Source organism: Streptomyces sp. TLI_55 (assembly GCF_900206255.1).
Taxonomy (GTDB): domain Bacteria; phylum Actinomycetota; class Actinomycetes; order Streptomycetales; family Streptomycetaceae; genus Streptomyces; species Streptomyces aquilus.
In genome coordinates this window covers 31,654-50,378 of sequence record NZ_OAOJ01000001.1, presented here as the reverse complement: position 1 = coordinate 50,378, position 18,725 = coordinate 31,654, and the positions used below count along the sequence as shown (strand labels likewise).

20 protein-coding genes and 2 pseudogenes are annotated in these 18,725 nt (G+C 68.2%); 10 read left to right on the top strand and 12 right to left on the bottom strand.

The annotated features are described in order from the left end of the window. Positions 1 to 119 precede the first annotated feature (119 nt). Positions 120 to 1,556 carry a sensor histidine kinase gene (locus CRP56_RS00295; protein WP_179851274.1) on the top strand — a complete coding sequence of 479 codons (1,437 nt, stop codon included), beginning with the start codon at positions 120 to 122 and terminating at the stop codon, positions 1,554 to 1,556. 7 nt (positions 1,557 to 1,563) lie between these two features. Beyond that, positions 1,564 to 2,244: a response regulator gene (locus CRP56_RS48145; RefSeq protein ID WP_097259420.1), complete on the top strand. Its 681-nt coding sequence runs from the start codon at positions 1,564 to 1,566 to the stop codon at positions 2,242 to 2,244. On the opposite strand, the pseudogene CRP56_RS49455 reads toward CRP56_RS48145, so the two are convergent. Continuing rightward, positions 2,200 to 2,925: pseudogene (locus CRP56_RS49455) on the bottom strand (phosphatase PAP2 family protein); the annotation flags it as partial. The gene CRP56_RS48145 and the pseudogene CRP56_RS49455 overlap by 45 nt on opposite strands. Positions 2,926 to 3,468: 543 nt before the next feature. On the opposite strand from CRP56_RS49455, the gene CRP56_RS00280 reads away from it, so the two are divergent. After that, positions 3,469 to 3,939, top strand: coding sequence for a hypothetical protein (locus tag CRP56_RS00280; protein WP_097259419.1), 471 nt, complete (start codon positions 3,469 to 3,471; stop codon positions 3,937 to 3,939). Between the two features lie 55 nt (positions 3,940 to 3,994). Here CRP56_RS00280 and CRP56_RS00275 read toward each other — a convergent pair whose 3' ends face one another. Next, positions 3,995 to 4,330, bottom strand: coding sequence for a hypothetical protein (locus CRP56_RS00275; RefSeq protein WP_143664873.1), 336 nt, complete (start codon positions 4,328 to 4,330; stop codon positions 3,995 to 3,997). 354 nt (positions 4,331 to 4,684) lie between these two features. Here CRP56_RS00275 and CRP56_RS00270 point away from each other — a divergent pair, with 354 nt between their 5' ends. Next, complete coding sequence (locus CRP56_RS00270; protein ID WP_097259417.1) at positions 4,685 to 5,098, top strand: hypothetical protein; 414 nt, start codon at positions 4,685 to 4,687, stop codon at positions 5,096 to 5,098. Between the two features lie 152 nt (positions 5,099 to 5,250). On the opposite strand, the gene CRP56_RS00265 is transcribed toward CRP56_RS00270, so the two are convergent. The 5 genes from CRP56_RS00265 to CRP56_RS00250 all read right to left on the bottom strand — a co-directional run bounded on the left by CRP56_RS00265 (position 5,251) and on the right by CRP56_RS00250 (position 7,689). Continuing rightward, the gene (locus CRP56_RS00265) at positions 5,251 to 5,550 is read right to left on the bottom strand and encodes a putative quinol monooxygenase (RefSeq protein WP_097259416.1); all 300 of its coding nucleotides are present in this window, start codon (positions 5,548 to 5,550) and stop codon (positions 5,251 to 5,253) included. A 121-nt stretch (positions 5,551 to 5,671) separates the two neighbouring features. Continuing rightward, positions 5,672 to 5,869 (bottom strand): hypothetical protein, encoded by a 198-nt coding sequence (locus CRP56_RS49230; protein WP_373559619.1) that lies wholly within the window; start codon positions 5,867 to 5,869, stop codon positions 5,672 to 5,674. Positions 5,870 to 6,170: 301 nt separating this feature from the next. Beyond that, positions 6,171 to 7,061: a helix-turn-helix domain-containing protein gene (locus CRP56_RS00255; protein ID WP_097259415.1), complete on the bottom strand. Its 891-nt coding sequence runs from the start codon at positions 7,059 to 7,061 to the stop codon at positions 6,171 to 6,173. Between the two features lie 122 nt (positions 7,062 to 7,183). Then, on the bottom strand, positions 7,184 to 7,528 hold the full coding sequence (locus tag CRP56_RS47080) for a hypothetical protein (protein ID WP_143664872.1): 345 nt from the start codon (positions 7,526 to 7,528) through the stop codon (positions 7,184 to 7,186). A gap of 38 nt (positions 7,529 to 7,566) precedes the next feature. Next, entirely contained in the window at positions 7,567 to 7,689 is a 123-nt protein-coding gene (locus CRP56_RS00250; protein WP_257039943.1) for a hypothetical protein, read from the bottom strand. A 486-nt stretch (positions 7,690 to 8,175) separates the two neighbouring features. Here CRP56_RS00250 and CRP56_RS00245 point away from each other — a divergent pair, with 486 nt between their 5' ends. From CRP56_RS00245 to CRP56_RS49225, 5 genes and pseudogenes are all read left to right on the top strand, one after another. Then, a complete protein-coding gene (locus tag CRP56_RS00245) occupies positions 8,176 to 9,444 on the top strand; it encodes an ice-binding family protein (RefSeq protein ID WP_097259414.1) in 1,269 nt (422 codons plus the stop codon). 86 nt (positions 9,445 to 9,530) lie between these two features. Then, entirely contained in the window at positions 9,531 to 10,229 is a 699-nt protein-coding gene (locus CRP56_RS00240) for a DUF5819 family protein (protein ID WP_257039942.1), read from the top strand. Beyond that, positions 10,219 to 11,286: an HTTM domain-containing protein gene (locus tag CRP56_RS00235; protein ID WP_101924566.1), complete on the top strand. Its 1,068-nt coding sequence runs from the start codon at positions 10,219 to 10,221 to the stop codon at positions 11,284 to 11,286. Before CRP56_RS00240 ends, CRP56_RS00235 begins: the two co-directional genes overlap by 11 nt. 283 nt (positions 11,287 to 11,569) lie before the next feature. Next, a pseudogene (locus CRP56_RS00230) lies at positions 11,570 to 12,411 on the top strand (IS5 family transposase). A gap of 54 nt (positions 12,412 to 12,465) precedes the next feature. After that, the gene (locus CRP56_RS49225) at positions 12,466 to 12,855 is read left to right on the top strand and encodes a DUF2750 domain-containing protein (RefSeq protein WP_218877944.1); all 390 of its coding nucleotides are present in this window, start codon (positions 12,466 to 12,468) and stop codon (positions 12,853 to 12,855) included. Here CRP56_RS49225 and CRP56_RS00220 read toward each other — a convergent pair. Then, a protein-coding gene (locus CRP56_RS00220; protein ID WP_373559618.1) for an IS5 family transposase occupies positions 12,806 to 13,653 on the bottom strand; the annotation gives its coding sequence in 2 pieces (ribosomal slippage) (positions 12,806 to 13,306 and positions 13,309 to 13,653; 846 coding nt in all). The two genes, CRP56_RS49225 and CRP56_RS00220, sit on opposite strands and share 50 nt — an antisense overlap. Before the next feature lie 207 nt (positions 13,654 to 13,860). Here CRP56_RS00220 and CRP56_RS00215 point away from each other — a divergent pair. After that, positions 13,861 to 14,352, top strand: a complete 492-nt coding sequence (locus CRP56_RS00215; RefSeq protein ID WP_257039939.1) for a hypothetical protein — start codon at positions 13,861 to 13,863, stop codon at positions 14,350 to 14,352. A gap of 239 nt (positions 14,353 to 14,591) precedes the next feature. Here the strand turns inward: CRP56_RS00215 and CRP56_RS00210 are convergent, their stop codons facing one another. From CRP56_RS00210 to CRP56_RS00195, 4 genes are all read right to left on the bottom strand, one after another. After that, the gene (locus CRP56_RS00210) at positions 14,592 to 15,866 is read right to left on the bottom strand and encodes a multidrug effflux MFS transporter (protein WP_097259411.1); all 1,275 of its coding nucleotides are present in this window, start codon (positions 15,864 to 15,866) and stop codon (positions 14,592 to 14,594) included. Positions 15,867 to 15,960: 94 nt separating this feature from the next. Next, positions 15,961 to 16,902: an SMP-30/gluconolactonase/LRE family protein gene (locus tag CRP56_RS00205; protein WP_097259410.1), complete on the bottom strand. Its 942-nt coding sequence runs from the start codon at positions 16,900 to 16,902 to the stop codon at positions 15,961 to 15,963. Between the two features lie 98 nt (positions 16,903 to 17,000). Beyond that, entirely contained in the window at positions 17,001 to 17,651 is a 651-nt protein-coding gene (locus CRP56_RS00200) for an NADPH-dependent F420 reductase (RefSeq protein ID WP_097259409.1), read from the bottom strand. A gap of 38 nt (positions 17,652 to 17,689) precedes the next feature. Continuing rightward, a complete protein-coding gene (locus CRP56_RS00195) occupies positions 17,690 to 18,697 on the bottom strand; it encodes an SMP-30/gluconolactonase/LRE family protein (protein ID WP_257039938.1) in 1,008 nt (335 codons plus the stop codon). Positions 18,698 to 18,725 lie beyond the last annotated feature (28 nt).

Here is an 18,725-nt window from a genome sequence, read left to right as displayed (position 1 = left end):
CCTGCACGAGCTGGGGACGCTTCGCCGCCCAGTGCTCGCCGGTCACCGGTGCAGATTGGACTTTCGGCAATGGTCGGACGGCGCCCGATGGCCGTACCGTCACCTCCGTGGACAGCACGATGATCAACCCTGAGGCTGCGACCGGAACCGCTGTTCTACGGCGGGCACTTGATCCTGGAACCATTCTCACAGCGGCGACCGCGTTGGCTGCCGGTCTGAGCGTGATGAACCTGTGGTGGGCTGTCCCGACTGCCATCGCCGCGTTCCTGGCAGGACGACGGCCGGGACGGACGGCGCCGACAGCGCTCGCCGTGGTCGCGATAGTCGCGGCCGGCATGGTGGCCTTGTCCGTCGTTCCTGCTTGGCTCCCCGTTGCCGGCCGCTTTGTGACGGTGGTGGTTGCCGCCACGATGCTGCCCTGGTTCGCGGGCCGGTTCTGGTGCCAGTATCAGCAGCTTGTCCGGGCCGGGTGGGAGCGCGCCGATCAGCTGCAACGCGAGCAGCAGCTGATCGCTGATCAAGCTCGGCTGCGCGAGCGGGCACGTATCGCCCAGGACATGCACGACGTACTCGGACATGATCTCAGCCTGATCGCCCTGTCGGCCGGCGCACTCAAACTCGCGCCGGACCTTGAAGGACACCATCAAAAGGCTGCAGGGGACATCCGAGCCAGAGCCGCGGCCGCGGTGGAGCGTCTCGGCGAGGTGATCGGTGTCCTGCGTGAGGAGTCCGACACCACGCCGATGGACCCCGACAACTCCAGCCTCACGAGCTTGACTTCCGAGGCTTCTGCGGCTGGCCTCACGGTGGAGTTGCGCATCGACGGCGAGGCGGACGAGTTGCCGCCCATGGTCAAACGTGCGGCGCACCGGGTCGTACAGGAAGCTCTGACCAACGTTGCCAAGCACGCGTCGGGCGCGACCGCGACTGTCCACGTGACGCATACGCCAGCAGAAACAAAAGTCGTGGTGGAGAACGGCCCGCCATCGTCTCCGGTCGACCAGCGGCCGCGGCTTGGGAGTGGAGGGCGTGGCCTCATCGGTCTCGAAGAACGCATGCGGTTGACCGGCGGTTCATTCGGCCACGGCCCGAAGGATGGAGGCTACGCAGTCGTCGCGCGTATCCCGCACACCCCCTCGCCGCCACCGCCGCTCTCGCCCTCAGCCTCTCGCCGTGACGAGTTGCCGCAGGAACATCGCCGCGCTCGACGCCGGGTCGGCCGGGCCCTGGTCGCCGCCGTCATGGTGCCCCTTGTGACAGGAGCTTTGCTGAGCGGAGCTCTCATGGGATGGGAAATGCTGTCGGCGTCACAGTCGGTCCTGGACCCACGCGACTACTCCCGCCTGCATGTCGGGCAAGATCGTTCCGAGGTGCAGCGTTTCCTGCCGGACCGGCAGACGAACTATCGACCGCTGACTGCCGAGCCGACGGGAGACGGCACAACGTGCGAGTACTACGCGATGACAGCCGACCGATTCGACGACCGGTCCGGCGACGCCTACCGGCTCTGCTTCCGGAAGGACACCCTGGTGTCCCTGGATACGATCACCCCGTGAGCGCTCGATGATCCGGGTGCTGATCGCCGATGACGAGCCGATGATCCGGGCAGGGGTGCGCGCCGTACTCGCCACGGATCCGGACATCGAAGTCGTCGCCGAGGCCGTCGACGGGCACGCCGCCGTGGAACTGGTCCGGCGCCATCGTCCCGAGGTGGCCGTACTCGATATCCGCATGCCGGGAATCAACGGCATCGACGCCGCCGTGGAAATCCGCAACACCGTGCCGACCACGAACATCATCATGCTGACGACCTTCGGCGAGGACGACTACATCCTCCAGGCGCTCGGCGGTGGTGCGGCAGGCTTCCTGATCAAGTCGGGTGAACCCGAGGAACTGATCACCGGAGTCCGTGCGGTGGCCGGTGGCGCCGCCTACCTGTCACCGAAAGTCGCGGCCCGTGTCATCGCGCACCTCGCCGCGACGGGCGCGGGCACCCTGGCCGGTCGGCGCTCCACCGCCCGCCACCGGGTCGCCGCCCTCACTGCCCGGGAAAGAGAGGTACTGGCCTTTCTCGGAAGCGGCCTGTCCAACGGGCAGATCGCCCGGCGGCTCCATGTGGTGGAGGGAACGGTCAAAGCCCACGTGAGTTCCATCCTGGCGAGGCTGGGCGTGGACAACCGGGCCGCTGCCGCGGTCGTGGCTCACGAGGCCGGGATCATTCCGCCTAAGCCTTCCCAGCCGTGATGCCACCGACTGGGCAAGGGGCATGAATGCGAGCAACACCGCCGTCACGACAGCGCCGCCGAGCGTCGCGCCGGCGAGCACATCGTGCGGGTAATGAACCCCCACCAGCACTCGCAGGAGCGCAGCGGCCCCGGCCAGCGGCAGCGTGATCGCGGTGAGGCGGGGCCGCAGCACGGCGAGACCGACGGCCAGGCCGGCGGCCAGGGTGGCGTGGTTGCTCGGGAACGACCAGTCTCCGACTCCGGGGCATTCCGCGACGGATTCGGCGCCTGCGCGTAACGCACGGCAAGGGCGCTCCTCGTCCACGGCGAGCTTCACCGCTTCGCTCACCGCGTAGGCCGCGACGGTGCCGAGACCGGTCAGGACGGATCCCGCGACCTCCCATGTGTCTTTGCGGCGGGTTGCCGTCCACCACATCCAGACCAGCAATATTCCGAGGATCACAAGAATGCCTTCGGTGGCCATGTCCAGGAGGGGGGCCAGCCACGACGGTGCATCGGCCACCGCCCCGGTCACCGACCGGTACGCGGACGCCGAAGCTCCACCTGTGACCTCGACAGCACCAGCCTCGCCCAGGCCGCCGGGGGACAACCAAGTGACAACTCCTGCTCCCATGCACAGGACGGCCAACGTGCCGAGCAGCCGACCGGCTCGGACTCTCCTTCGCGGTTTTCGTTCCATGAGGACCGAACGTAGGAGCAGGAACAGCCGGGAACCCGAGCCGAACGGCATCACCGGACCTTGACGATCGTCAGGGGTGACAGCTGCGGGCACTCTCGTTCCACGTCCCGGACGCACACCCGTAGTGGTGCCGGGCTGACCTCCGGCGTCGCGATCGCCGCGTGGAACCTGCGCCCTTACACCATGCGCCACGCGGCACAGCCAAGTGCCCAGTCCGCGCTCAGATGAAGCGCCCGATCCATCGCTGAAGCGCGTTGCTCACCGTGAGATCGCCGCCATTCCGCGACCAGTTGGGCGTAGATCGGCGGATGGGCGCCACGGCCGTCGGCGCATGCGCGGGACGGCCGCCGCTTTGGGTCGGCCACGGCGACGGCCGACCGGGGCGAGCCGTCGGTGGACGCGCGAACCCGGCAGCGGTAAGCGCCAGACCGCGCCACCCTTCCCAGGGGGCAGAAATATCTACCAGCATGCATATGCCGGTTCGGTGCGCGGACTTGTCGTGCGCGGACGGGCGCACACGGAGTCGAGAGCCTGGGGTGAGGCATGCACAACGCCATGTGGCAGCAGAGCATCGAGTGGCTCGCCGCGGCCGCCACGGATCCCCGGGTCTGTAAGCGGCAGTGGGACAGCGGAGAGGGCACCGCGCTGCTGGAGGCCGGGCGGCTCTGGGACGTACTCAGCGTCCCTGAACGCCTTGGCCTGCTCACCCTGGATCTCTTGTGGCGGGATCCGGGCACGGTGCCCGGGCCCACCCTGGTGGACTGCGCGGCCGTCCGGGTGGGCTTCTTCCTGCCGCCCGATCCGGCCGGCCAATGGATCGGAGCGGGAGTGCGGCGTGCGGGCCGGGGCTCGTGGGTGGCGGTGCCGCCGCCCTACCGGGCCGCCGGACGCCTGGAGTGGATCGTGCCGCCCGACGGCACCGGCGCCCTGCACAACCCCGACCGCCTCGAAGGCGCCCTGCGGGAAGCCCACGCCGCCCTCGCCGTCCTGGCGCCCGCCCACCCTCAGCAGTAGACACCGCCGGGACCGGCAGCCTTCACCGCGAACGCCCGGGACGTCGACCAGGCGGTTACCGCAGCGCAGCAGCCGCCACCACCGTGTCGGCTGCCCCTTGGTCGCGTGGGCCGGAGACCGGCCCGGCGGGCGCAGGTCGCAGGTCTGCCCGTGCGAGGCACCACGTTGTACCCGCCGCCGCGGCAGAAGCGGCGAAGGGGGTCCACGGAGTGCTCGGCTGCTCCAGGGTCTCCAAGGGATCCGGGACAGCCCGCCCGGTGGCCTGCCACTCCGCGACCAGCTGGGCGTAGATCGGCGGGTCGGTGCGACGGCCGTCGGCGTACGCGGGTAACGCCCGCAATGAGACCGCCTTGCCGAGCACACGCGGCACCGCCCTGTCCATGCTGTCCATGCCGGGGCAACGGGAACGTGTACTGCGGCGGTACGCAGACCCCGCGCCGGTCACCGAGTCGAGTGAAGCCGTCCCCCCTTTGGAGGTGAACGCTCATCCGACAAGCTGCCTGCGTGGCCGTGAAGTCGCGCACCGGTTCATCGTGACGCGATGTCTTGCCCTGGGCGGGGCGGAATCTCGGGTTCGGGCCGGGAGATGGGGCGCACGTCCGGCACCTGGGCCGCCCGTTGCCTCGAGCCTGACGCTCGCAGGATCGAGGCAACCGCCCCCAGCGGCCAGAGCATCGATGACTCCCGGGTCCGGACTCCGCGACGTCTGCGGTGAATTGGGGTATTTCCTGGGACGATGCCCGTTATGCAGCAGCTGCCGACTCCCTGCCCAGGTCATCTGATCCCGGACGCCACCGACCGGTTCGATGCCGCCTATCGGGAGGCCAGGGCTCAGCGGGCCGTGTTCGTGGGGATCGAACGTGAGGGTGAGCGGTGGACGGTGAAAACGGATGCGTTGACCGCTGGCCCAGGCCACGTCGTCGTCGACGCCGTGAACGTCGCGATGTGGGCAGCGATCGTGCGCCTGATTGATGGGCGAGAGGCGGGCCCGGACGCGTTTGCGGGCCCGGTGTACTTCATGCTGCACGGGGTGCCGAGCGAGGCGCGGGCCCGTGAGCTCGCCGCTGCCTTCCATGCCGCGCTGTATGGGGATCTGGGACCGCTGCATCGTGCGGTGCCCCGCGCTGGGGTTGATCAAGACGGTGATGCGGCCGGTTGACGCCGCGGTGACCCGGTCCGTCCTGAGAGTGCTGGGCCGGGCCGGACGCGTGCACCGTTGTCCGGAGGCGAGTGCTGAACCAGCCGCTCGTAGACCACCTCACCCGATCTCCGGTGCGTCGGGCAGGATGACTTGGCGGCACGCGGCCGCGGTCAGATACCGAGACCGCCCGCGACGTGCGTCTCCTGACCAGTGAACTCACCTGTCAGTAGCGGCATGACCTTGCTGATGGCTTCCTTTGCCTCGGGCAACTGCAACGACGTGTCGTGATGCTCTTTGCTCTCCCACACCTCGCTCACCCACACGGTGTCTGCGTCGGTGGCCGATTCGGTCACGACGTAGAGATGGCATCCCGCTTTGCGTAGACCTTCAGCGCCGGCGACCAGTACGGCGACCACCTCCGCACGGTGACCGGGTTTGGCTTTCATCGAACCGATATAGCCGTAGCGCATGTCACTCCTCTTAAGTCACGAACGAGACGCGCCCAGGAGTCTATCGGGCGCACGTTCGAAGGCGTGGCAGTGCTGCGGATACCCCTGCCCCTTGGACGACCTGCGGCCCACCCCATGGGCGTCAATCCACGACCGCCTTCTGACCAGCCACCACGCACGACACCGGCTCCCCAGCCAACCCCCGAAGGGCTTTATTCGCGATGCGGCTCGTGGGTCCGCTGTCCGTCTGGAACACCACCAGGGCGGGGGAGCAGCTGACGGAATCGAGGAAATGGTCGATGACCGCGCCCATGGCCCAGTGATAGTTCATGCGGCCCATGTGGCCCAGGTTCTGGTGCAGTTTCTCGATGCGGCCCTGGTGGCGGCCCAGCGTGAGATAAGGGGTGCCGTCGTCGTCGAAGTGCGCGGACAGCGTCAGGACCTGCTCGGCAAGGTGTGACAGCGACGTGCGGTGAGGCCCTGAGCACCCGGTCTCGGCGTCGTCGCTCCAGACCGCGCACCTTGTACGGGACGGGTCCGCGTTCCACGTCGGCTGCTCCCTCGGAAGGTGTCGATCCGTGCCTGCACTGCCACCCCGACATCGGCCTGGGCATGCTGGACCAACCGCAGCCCCCAGGGAGTCAGGAGCGTTCGCCTACCCGGGGCCGGCTCGTCATGGCGATGTACGACTTGATGGCGTCGGTGATGACGTCGCGGCTGCTGTCGGGATCGAGCGCCTGGGTCTGAAGCCGGTCGTACATCCCGCTGTAGAGCTGCACGTCAGAGGGTTTGTCCAGGCAGAGGTCGCTGGTGAACCGTTCCAGATACACCACCTTCGCCGCGGTGCTGTCGGCGGACTGCAGGATGGAGAACTGTCCGGACAGGCCCGGATGGGCGCCCACCGCGTAGGGGAGGACCTGCACCGTGACGTACGGCTCGGCGCCGAGCGCGTTCAGGTGCTCCAGCTGTTCACGCATGACGTCCGGGCTGTCGACGATGCGGTGCAGTACTGATTCGTCCAGTACGACCCACAGGCGCAACGGGTGATGCGGGTCGTAGATCCGGTGCTGACGGCGCAGCAGCACTTTCAGCCGCATGCCGGCTTCTTCGGCAGTGGGCAGCGGGATCGTTTCCCCGATGACCGCATGGGCGTAGGCAGGAGTCTGCAACAGCCCGGGGATCGCCATGGATCCGTAGGTCTGGAGGGAGGTGGCGTCCGTCTCCAGAGCGACATAGACGCTCTGGGGGATGTCGCCGTAAGCGTGCCACCAGCCCTGCTGTGCGGATTCCCTGGCCATCTGCATCAGGGAGTCGATGACCTGCTGGTCCGCCACTTCGTAGAGCGCGCACAGATCGCGTACGTCGCGGGGGCTGATGGCGCGGCGGCCGTTCTCCAGGTGACTGATCTTTGGCTGGGAGACCATGAGCCGCTCGGCCACCTCGGCGCTCTTGAGCCCGGTGGCCAGGCGGAGCCGACGCAGTTCGGCGCCTAGGCGGCGTCTCCTGACGGTGGGATTGTTATGCGCCGCCACGAGCGGTGTACCTCCGGGCTCCAAGTGATCCTGCTGGCCCGCAGATTGCCATGGAAGAGGCGTTGTTGATCATGCGCCATGCCGTCGTGTTCCGCGGACTGCCAAAACGGACTGTGACTTTGTCACGTGCCTGAACGGCAGGAGTCGCCAGGCGTTCTTCCTGCAGGAATCGAGAGCAGGCGCTTGGGGCTGTCGTCCCACCACAGATGTTCGGCGGGGTCGCGGCAACGGTGATCTGGGCGGACCAGTCCTGGGGTCCCGGGCGGATCCCAGGTCACGTCGACGCGTTCTTCGTGGAAGTCGTGTGCAAGCCCTACCACCATGGCTGCCGCGGCGGCCCGGGCCTCGGCTGGGCCGGCGTTGACCGGAACGTCGGCGAGGCGCCCGCAGAGCATCCCGCCTTCCACGGTGAGGACACTGTGGCGCCGGCCTTCCGGCGTCGCGAGCGGGACGATGCCCTTCGGCATGCCGAAGGGGGGTCGCCTCCTCTTCTCCCGTTTTCGTATCACCACGAAGCCGTCCAACGTCGTCGGCTGTTGTCGTACGCGGGGACGTTGCCGTTGGCGGGAGCGGTGCAGGTGAGGCCGGGCAGGTCGACGGCGTCGATGCGAATACGGGTAGTGGCCATCGTCCGGCACCCTCCCGGCCTCGGTATCGCCGACGGCGGGGGTGACAGCGAATCCGGCGCGAACACGCCGGATTGGCCCTTCCGGGCAGTGGCGCAGGAGAGTGAATTGGCCCGCAGCTGATAGTACTGTCGACGGCGCGGCTCGGAAATGTCCCGAGCGATTCCTCGAAAGCATCCTTCCCGTCGCCTGCCAAGCGCCGAATGGCGTGGCGCGTCGGCCTGACCGTGGGGTGTGCCGCCGAGTGGTGCGCTTTCCTTCCGTCGGCCGTGCCGGACGGCTGTCGACGGCGATAGTTCCGATTTTTGAGCCACCCGAACCATTAAGTATTCCTATGTATTTTCATGGCCCAATCGGCGATTCCGGGCAACCCGCTTGTGTAAACCGACGACCGGCACACTCCTCAGTAATATTCCAACGCCAGAAACAGGCGATTCTGTGCGAGCGGGAACCGCCAAGACCATCCGAACCAAGGAGTTGGCCCCTCGATGACGCTGAATATCCCTGACGCTCCTCCACGACGAATCATGTCGGCCTGGGTCGCGGCGGTGACGGCCGTGGTGATCGCCGCTGCTGTCCTCGCGTTGACGCCGACACGCGCAAATGCCATTGCCACCCCCGTGCCCATCGGTACGACGCTGGCCACTTACGGCGTACTGGGTGGTGCGACGGTCACCAACACCGGCCCCACGGTGGTCGAAGGTCTCAACGTCGGTGTGAGCCCCGGTTCGGCCATCACCGGGTTCCCGCCCGGCGTTGTGACCCCGCCCGGGACTCTGCACGCGGCCGATGCCCACGCGGGCCAGGCCAAGGTCGAGCTGACCACGGCGTACAACCAGGCCGCCGGACAGTCGCTGAACCCCGTGGTGTACAACGACGCTCCCCACGAGTTCGGCGGCCAGGTGCTGACGCCGGGCCTCTACAGGGCGAACAGCAGCGCACAGATCACCGGTCCACTCACCCTGGACGCCCAGGGCGACCCCAATGCCGTCTGGGTGTTCCAGATCGGTTCGACCCTGACGACGGCAGCCGAGAACAGCACGGTGAACCTCGTCAACGGCGCATCGCCGTGCAACGTGTTCTGGCAGGTGGGCAGTTCGGCCACGCTCGGTACCCACACCTCGTTCGTGGGCACCATCCTGGCCAGCGAGTCGATCAGTGCCACCACGGGAGCGACCATCAACGGCCGGCTGCTGGCCGACGCGGGCGCCACCGGTAACGGCGCAGTGACGCTGGACACCAACAGGATCTTCCTGGGGCCGTGCGCGGCCGGGGGCACCACCGGTGGCGTGATCACGGGTGGCGTGATCGCCGGTACCACGACAGGCGGCACCGCGACGGGTGGCACCGCGACAGGCGGCGTCATCGCCGGTGTGCCGACGGGTGGCGGAACCGGTGGCGCCCTGGGTGGTCTTCTCGGCGGCGTCCTGACGACGGGCGGAACCACCGGAGGCGCCTTGGGCGGCCTCGTCGCGGGCACCACGGGCAGCGTCACGGGCGGCGGAACCGGTGGTGCGCCCGGTGGGGCCACCGGTGGCAACGAGCACGACCACGACCACGGCGGGAAGCCCGAAGGCCACGACCACGGTGGGAAGCCCGAAGGCCACGACCACGGTGGGAAGCCCGAAGGCCACGACCACGGCGGGAAGCCCGAAGGCCACGGCCATGGTGAGAAGCCCGGCGGCCACGGCGGAAAGCCCGAGAAGCCCGAGGGCTATGGCAGCGACCACGAAGGTCATGACAAGAAGACTGCCTGACTCCATGTGAGCGAGCAGAACGAGCGGCGCGCGGCGGACCGTTGTCGATTCCGTCGCGCGCCGCTGGTGAATTCTCAGGAGAAGCGATGAGAGAAGCCAGGACCAGCGCTGAGCCGACAGAACAGGGAGATCGGGGTGGAAAAACTCCGGCCTACTACCACCCGCCCGCCAAGCCTTCGCTCGTTCTCCTGAAAGCGGGAACGAGCGCTGCTGTGATTCTGTGCCTGGTGACGGCCCTGATCCATGTTCTCCTCGTGTTTCTGCACGTGGCACCACCGAATCCCCTTTCCCGACAGTACAGCCGCCAGATCAATGCCTGGGTCTTCCCGCTGTTCGAGCAGAATTGGCGACTCTTCGCGCCGGATCCCGAGTCGGTCAACCGGGATATTTCGGCGAGGACCATGCACACCGCCCCGGACGGCAGTGTCCAGGTGAGCGGCTGGTTCGATCTGACGGCCGTCGACAACTCGGCGGTGAAGCACAACGCGTTCCCGAGCCACACGGCACAGAACACGCTGCGGCGGGCTTGGAGTTCGTACCTCGAAACCCACGGTGATGACGATCAGTACCGCTCGGAGCGGGCGCTGATGATCCAGCAGTACCTGACCAACATCGCCGCAGAGCGCATCACCGAGCATCGCGGCGGCGCCTTCGAGTCGGTCCAGCTGAGAGTGATCACGGTGCCCATCGCCGTGCCTGCCGCGGCGGGCACGGCCGCCGCCGCACCGACGTCTGCCGAAACGCGGTATCTGCCCTGGTGGAAGGTGACCTCCCATGGAAACTGAGCAGGCACGCGCACCGCATCGGATCGTTGCGTTGCTCACCGTTCTGACCGAGCGGCCGGTCTCCCTCTACGCCGCGGCGGTCCTGCGCATCGGCTACGGACTTCTCTACCTCGTCTTCCTGCTGCGCGAGTTTCCGCACCGCGACGAGATCTGGGGTCCCGGGTCGCCGTGGACGCCCGAGCTGGCCAGGCAACTGTTCGACCAGACGGGGTGGGCCAGCATCCTCACCCTCTCCGACAGTCGGGCGTACTTCGAGGCCTGCTACGTGCTGGCACTTGTCACGTCCGCGCTGTTCATGGCGGGCTGGCGGACCAGGGCGGTGTCCGTGCTGTTCGCGGTCGTGGTGGCCTCGTTCCACTCCAGGGCCATCTTCATGACGGACGGCGGAGACAACCTCGTCCTCCTGATGGCCGTGTACCTGGTCTTCACCGCATGCGGCCGACGCTGGTCCCTGGACGCGCGCAGAACCCGTCTTCGAGAGACCACAGGAAAGCCCACGCACCTGCCGGTGGTTCGGACAGAAGCCGGACTCAGTGACTCCCGCAGGACCCTGACGACCGTGCTGCACAACTGTGGCATGTTCGTCATCGCCGCCCAGGTCTGCTTCCTCTATGGATCCGCGGGCCTCTACAAGGTGCAGGGCGGCACCTGGGGCAACGGCACCGCCCTCCACTACGTCCTGAACCTCGACCTGTTCCGGCCCTGGCCCGAGCTCTCCCTCATGGCGGACGAGCACGACGTACTGATCGCCATCGCCTGCTACCTGACGGTGCTGCTGCAGATCGCCTTCCCGTTCGTCCTGTTCGGGCGACTCAAATACCCGGTCCTGACCATGTTGTTGGGCATGCATCTGGGCATCGCCGTCCTCATGGGGCTGCCACTCTTCTCCGGCGCGATGATCATCGCGGACGCTGTGTTCCTGCCGGACCGCTTCTACCGGTCGCTGGGACGACTGTGGCGGCGCATGAGCGGGCGGCCCGACGACTCGGGCACGGAGGCCCCGTCCCGCGGAGAGCCGGCACTCGTGCCGTCACAGCCCGCACCGTCGAGCCACTGAGGCTCTGCGATCGGGTGTGCGCCGCTCTGGCGGAACCGGTGGTGCCGGGAAGCTCGCCCGCACGCTGGGCGGAGGGCATCGTGAAGACCAGACGTCGGCATGCTCTGGCCCCCTACGCCGGAATCGCAATACGGGAGCGTGGTGTGCGGGGGCCTCTATGTTTTCGTCAAGCGAGGTGTGGGGTTCTGGGTTCGTAGAGGGTGCCGTCGCGGAGCAAGAACTGGTGACGCTCGCGCGCGTGTCTAAGAGGCCCTAACAGAAGCTGTAGATCATGTGACTTTCGGTGTGGGCGCTCGTTGGTTTGATCGTGGGAAAGCGAGAGTCTCGGCCGTGGATCGTCTCGGATGAACTGTGGTCGCTCATCGAGCCGTTGCTGCCTGAGCCGGGACCGAAGCTGGTCGAGGGCAGGCCGCGGATACCGGACCGGCAGGCCTTGTGCGGGATCCTGTTCGTGCTGCATACCGGCATCCAGTGGGAGTACCTGCCCCAGGAGCTGGGCTTCGGCTCGGGGATGACGTGCTGGCGGCGTCTGGCCGCATGGAACGAAGCCGGTGTGTGGGACGAACTGCACTTGGTGCTGCTGAAGAAGCTGCGTGCGGCGAAGAAGCTGGACTGGTCGCGGGCGGTGATCGACTCCTCCCATGTGCGGGCCGCTCGGCGGGGCCCAAAAGCGGGCCCAGCCCGGTCGACCGCGCACGGCCGGGCAGCAAGCACCACGTCCTCACCGACGCCCAGGGCATCCCGCTCGCGGTGTCGCTGACCGGCGGCAACCGCAACGACGTCACCCAACTCCTGCCCCTGCTCGACAAGATCCCCGCCGTCGCCGGGGTTGTCGGCCGGCCCCGCCACCGGCCAGACGCGCTGCTCGCCGACCGCGGCTACGACCACGACAAGTACCGGCGCCTGCTGTGGCAGCGCGGCATCCGCCCTGTCATCGCAGAACGAGGCCAGCCCCACGGCTCTGGCCTGGGCGTCTACCGGTACGTCGTCGAGAGAACGATCGCCTGGCTGCACGGCTTCCGCCGCCTGCGGATCCGCTGGGAGCGACGCGACGACATCCACGAAGCCTTCCTCGGCCTCGCCACCTGCCTCATCACCCACAGACACGTCCAACGCCTTTGTTAGGACCTCTAAGAACCGCTAACGAAATGATTGACGGGGGACGCTAGGCTCAGTGGCATGAGTCAGAGCGGTTCGCAGGCGGCAGCATTCTTCCGAGATGCGCGTCAGAGCGGAGTGGTCTGGTTTGTTCGGGATGACGAGGGAAGCCCGGCTCCCCTCTCTGCGGACGGCACGCGAAGTCTTCCCTACTGGTCGACCTCAGCCCGGGCCCAGAGGGCGGCGACGATCTGGGGGCATGGGCTACGTGTTGAATCCATGTCCCTGGATGCCTGGCGCGATCGCGATCTGCCTGAAGCCGCCCGAGAGGGATACATGATCGGCATCAACTGGGCGGACCGCGCCTCGTCGGCTGGAGCTTCACTCCGATGGAAGTCCTCAACCGACTGGCGGCTGGTGACTAGCCCACGGCGCCGCTCAACACGGAGCGCAGTCGCCGCCAGCAGATGAGTGCGCATCCGAGGGTGAGGAAGGCTTCATGGATGTCGTCGCGTATCTCCCAGCGGATCCGCAGGCGGCGGAACCAGTGCAGGTGGGCGAACGTGCGCTTCACGACCCAGCGTTGGGTGCCGAGCCCGGAGCCGTGTTCGGTGCCGCGGCGGGCGATCTGCGGCTTCACTCCGAGGTGCCAGACCAGGCGGCGGTACTTGTCGTGGTCGTAGCCACGGTCGCCCAGCACCACGTCCGGTCGGCGTCGAGGCCGGCCGCGCTTGCCCCGCACCGGCGGCACGGCCTGGAGGAGTGGGATCAGCTGGGTGACGTCGTTGCGGTTGCCACCGGTGAGACTGGTGGCGAGCGGGATGCCGGTGGCGTCGGTGATCAGGTGGTGTTTGCTGCCCGTCCTGCCCCGGTCGACAGGGCTTCGTCCCGTCTTGGCTCCCCCTTTAACGCGCGGATGTGGGAGCCGTCGACCGCCGCTCGGGAGAAGTCCAGGGCGTTCGCGCTGCGAAGCTTGGCCAGGAGGACCTCGTGCAGCCGGGGCCACACGCCAGCGTCGGTCCACTCGGCCAGGCGGCGCCAGCAGGTCATGCCAGACCCGAATCCGAGTTCCTGCGGCAGGTGTTCCCAGGCGATCCCGGTGTGCAGGACGAACAGGATGCCCTGGAATACCAGCCGGTCCGGATGCCGCTTGCGTCCCGGATGCGGGGAGCGACGCTCAACCTTGGGAAGCAGGCGCTCGATCACCGCCCACAGCTCGTCATCGACTTCCCACGGGTTCGGCCGTGCCACTCCGCACCCCCGGATCATCCGTCCTGGAGAGATCCAACCATCTCGAAGATCATTTCGTTAGGAGTTCTAAGGGCCGTCCAGTAATGATCTTTTGGTTGGAGGTAGTGAGGTGTTGCCTCAGCGGCATCGGGCTTGATGTTCTCGCGCTCCGGGTATCGCAGGCGCATGCAGGCATGGGGAGAGGCCGTGTGGGCGGGGCCCCGGTGGGAGAGTTTTCTGCGGGGCGTGGTGAAGCGGGCGCTGGCGGAAGAGGAGCCCCAACCGTGGTGGATGCCCCGGCGGGTGCTCACCGTGGTGTCAGTCGATATCGACGACACTGCCGGGGTCGGGGCGATCTGGATCGTGTGGCGTCCGAAGTCATCGCGGATGCGTGAGCACACTGCGCTCATGGAGTGGTTCGGCAATCAGTGGCGGTACGTCGGGGGCGGCAGCGGCTCCGGAGACGATCCTGTCGACGTCGATGTGCTCGACGTGTGCAAGGGCGGGGGCGTGCTCAGCCTCACCCGCAGCCTTGACCCTCCGCGCTCCGTCGCTGAGGCCCCATGGATCAGTTGCGTCAAAGTACGCCTCGGGCAGGACGTGGGTCAGGTCCTTATCGGCGCCCGCCGGATCGAGGTTCCAGAGCAGCGCAGTCTCGTTGCCGTATGGATGTCGCCCCAGAGCAGCCGTGGAGCCCGTCCCGTCATCGTGGCCCTGGGACGTGACGGCACTTCCTGATGGCCGCGCGCCGGTACGCGGACGATCTTCCCGCCGACGGTTTCGCACACGGTCTCATCGCTTGCGTGTTCCGCTGCAGAACACGGTTCACCGCGGTATCGAGCACGGCCGAACAGAGCGACAGTTTCGTAGGCTCGGATGTCCGTCGCGGGCGGGCTTTCCTGCATAGGGGCGTGCTCGTTTCCTTGAGGTGTCCGTCTGCGCGAACGAGGACGACGGCATTGGCCTGGTTCGCGGGCTTACGGGGCCAGCGAGTCCGGAGTGGGACGCCATGGGTGGCAGAGGGCCAGGAAGCAGACCGTCGCGGCCAGCGCGAGGCCGAGCACCGACAGGGCCATGGGCAGGGCGGTGCCCTGGTCGCCGAGACCGGCGAGGGCGGGCGCGAGGGCTCCCATGAGGAACTGGGTGGTGCTCAGGAGCGCTGAGGCGCTGCCCGCCGCGTGCCGGGCACGCTGAAGGGAAAGGGCGGTGGTGGTGGGCAGGATCATGCCGACCGGGCAGGCCGTGAAGAACAGCGCGCTGGCGATCCAGGGCAGGCCGACGTGCGTGAGGGTGGCCAGGACGACCAGGGCGGTGCCCGCGGTGGCGAGTACGGCCAGGCCCGCCCCCAGGATGCGGTGCGAGGGGAAACGGCCGAGGAGCAGTTTGCCGTTGAGCTGGCCGGTGGCCACCATGCCGACCGAGTTGAGGGCGAAGAGCAGGCTGTAGGTCTGCGGGGAGGCGCCGTAGACCTCTTGCAGGGTGAAGGAGGAGCCGGCGATGTAGGCGAACAGGGCGGCGAAGCCGAGGCTGCCGGTGAGCAGACAGCCCGAGAAGCGGCCGTCTTTGACGAGGTCGCGCATGGTGCGCAGGGTGTCGGGGAGCCCGCCGCGCCGGCGCTGGTGTGCCGGCAGGGTCTCGGTCAGCAGGGTCGCGGTGGCGGCGAGGATGACCAGGCCCAGCACGGTGAGGGTGACGAACACGCCGTGCCAGGAGGTCAGGCGCAGCAGTTGGGCGCCGAGCACGGGGGCGAGGATCGGCGCGGTGCCGGAGACGAGCATCAGCGACGAGAGCAGGCGGGCGGCGGCGAGTCCGTCGTACAGGTCACGGACGACGGCCCGGGCGATGACGATCCCGGCGGCGCCCGCCAGGCCCTGGACCATGCGCATGCCGATGAGGACCGTGGGATTGGGGGCGACGGCGCACAGGAGGCTCGCCGCGACGTACAGGGTCAGGCCGGTCAGGAGGGGACGGCGCCTGCCGAGGGTGTCGCTGAGCGGCCCGATGACCAGCTGGCCCAGCGCGATCCCGATCATGAAGGCGGTGAGGGTGAGCTGGGTGACGGCCTGTGAGACGTGGAGATCTCCGCTGACCTGAGGGAGGGCAGGGAGATAGAGGTCGATGGTGAGCGGGCCGAGCGCGGTCAGGGAGCCCAGGATCAGGACGAGGGGCAGACGGCGCGGATGGCGGTCCGGGGACGGCGCGTTGAGGGTGTCTGCTGTCCCGGCGCTGCTGGTCGGGGAGGGTTCGGACATGTCGGTTCCAGGGCTGTCGGGGAGAGCGGACCGTGCGGACCACTGTGCTGCCGGTTCTGCACCGGCGCGGGTGGGATGCGTCCTGCCGGCCGCGTCAGCGGCCGAGGCGGGCGATGAGCAGGTTGGGGTCCTTGCCGGTCATGTAGGCGGCGCTGGGGACATACAGCTTGCTGCCGTGGACCGCGATGGATGTGGGTGTCTGAAGACCGTCGGCCGGGGTGAGGACGGTGGTGTGGGTGCCGTCGGGGCGGACGAGGTCGACCTGGTTGTCGTCGCGGGCGGCGAGCAGGGTGTCGCCGTGGCCGGTGAACGCGAAGTCGTCGATGGACGGCATGCCGGTGGCCCGGACCTGGATCTTTCCGGCGGTGCCCTTGGCGGTGACCGGGATACGCAGGACGGTGCCTCGGTCGAGGTTGGTGGCCCAGACGGAACCGTTGTGCAGCTTCAGGCCGTTGGCGCCGGCGAACGTGGTGGGCTCCAGCTGCGTGCCCTTGGCCCAGACGGTGGCCTTTCCGCCGCACGCGGGGAGGCGGTAGATGACGCCGTTTACGGAGTCCGTGACGTAGAGCTTGTCGGTGTGCTGGTCGAGGGCGAGGCCGTTGGGCAACCCGTCGGCGGGCAGGGCGGCGATACGGTGCGGGCGGCCACCGGGACGTATGACCCAGACGCCGGTGAGGTCCGCGGTACCGGTGGCGTAGGTGACGTACAGGGTGCCGTCGTCGGCGCGGGCGATGCCCCCGACGAACGCCTTGCCCAGGTTGGGGGTGTTCGCCTTGGCGGGGGCGGGCAGGGTGGCCAGGACGTGCGGCCGGCTGCCCGGAGTGACGCGGACGATCTGCCGGGCGAAGGAGAAGGTCAGGTACGCAGCCCCCGTGCGGTCGACGGTGATGTTCTCGGGCTGCTGCGAGGCCGCCAGCTGGAAGTGGTTGGTGATGTGCGGCGCCGATAGCGGCTCGGTCGCCGCGGTTGCGGTGGCCGCGGAGGCCAGCAGGACCGCGGTCGCGGCGAGGGTGGTCAGGGATGTACGGACGCGCATGGGGTGGTTCTCCTGGTGGGGTTCTGCTGACGGTCCACTGCCGGCCCGTGGGGGTCGCGGGCCGGCAGTGGGGCTCGATGGGGTGGTACTGCTACGGCTCAGGGGGCGACGATCTTGATCGTGCTCGCCCAGCCGTGGCCCGCTTCGCGGATCTGCAGGGCCATGTGCAGCAGCTGGAAGCCCTCCAGCTCGCGGGCGTGCCTGAGCGCGCCGACGTCGACCGGGTTCAGCCCGCCGGAGGTGACCAGGTCGGCGACCTGCTTACGGGCGGCCTCGTCGTCACCGGCGATGAAGACGTCGAGCACAGTGCCGTTCACCTCGCCGGCGATCAGGGGCGTGGCGAACGTGGTGTTGAACGCTTTCACGACGCGTACGTCCGGTCCGGCGGCCTCGGCGATCTCTTCGGCGGCCGAGGTGCCCGGGGCGACGACGAGCGCGTCGAGGGAGGCGTCGACGGGGTTGCTGATGTCGATCAGCACCTTGCCGCTCAGCTGCTCTCCGTAGGCGGCGGCGAGCTGCTTGGCGGCGTCGAAGGGGACGGCGAGGACCACGATGTCCGCGGTGTCCACGGCAGATGCGTCGGCGGCGGCGATCCGGCCTTCGCCGGTTGCCTGCCCGCGCAGTTCGTCGACGAGTCGTACGGCCTTGCCGGGGTCCTTGGCGGTGACGGTGACCGTGTGTCCGCCCGCCAGGGCGCGGGTGGCGATTCCTCGGGCCATGTTGCCGGCGCCGATGATGGTGATCTTCATGAGGCTGGTGTCCTTTCTGGCGCTGTGCCTGCTGGCTGTCAGACGTGGACCCGCGCCACGTTGAACGGGAGCACCGGATTGGTGATCTGGAACTGGAAGTTGACGATCAGCAGGTCGTGGCCGTCGACGGCGGCCGTGGAGGGGCTGTGCATGCCGTGGCCGTGGACCGTGCGCACGAGTTCGGCCTTGGTGTAGTCGTGGCTCAGCTTCAGGACGCTGATCTGGCCGTCGGGGTGGTCGAGTTCGGTGACGGCGGTGAGGGTGTTGCCCCTCAGCAGGAGGCCGTCGCCGGAGACGCCCTTGGCGCCGCCGAGGTCGACCGGGACGACCTGGTGGGTGCGCAGGTCGACGCGGTAGAAGGCGTAGTCGTTGTAGTCGGCGAGCAGGACGTATCGGCCGTTGGCGGTGACCACCAGGCCGTTGCCGTTGAATCCGTCGTCGTAGACCATCGGGGAGTTGGTGAGGTCCACGCCCACGTGCAGTGGTTGCTGGACCTGCTTGCTCTTCAGTTCGGCGGCGGTTATGTGCCACAGCGCGGGGTGGATCGAGTCGGAGATGTAGGCGTCGCCGTTGGGGGCGAGGGCCACGTCGTTGAGGAAGGTGTCGGTGCGGCCGGTGTCGAACACGTGCAGCAGGGTGCGGGTGCGGGTGTCGTAGACGAAGACCTTGCCGGTGGCGCCGCCGGCGACGATGAGCCGTCCGGCACGGTCGGTCTTCATGCCCGCGACGGAGGTCCGTCCGTCCTTTCCGCCCGGCAGGAACACCTTGGTCGCGCTCTGGTGGACGTCACCGCGGTAGATGGTGCCGTCGCTGGTGCTGCCGACGTAGAAGAAGGGTGTGCCGTTCTGGCGTGCGATGCCCTCGGGGTAGGTCTTGTCGCCGGGGATGGAGTAGCTGGCGGGCAGGGGTTCCCGGTGATGCCGGGCGGCGGCGTGGGGCGCATCGCCGCCTGAGGCGGCCATGGCCGGGGCGGTACCACCCAGGACGAGGAGGGAGGCCACGGCTATGGCGGCGGCGCGGGGACGGAAGAGTCGGTTGTGGGACATGACGGATCTCCGGGCGTGAGCAAGTGAG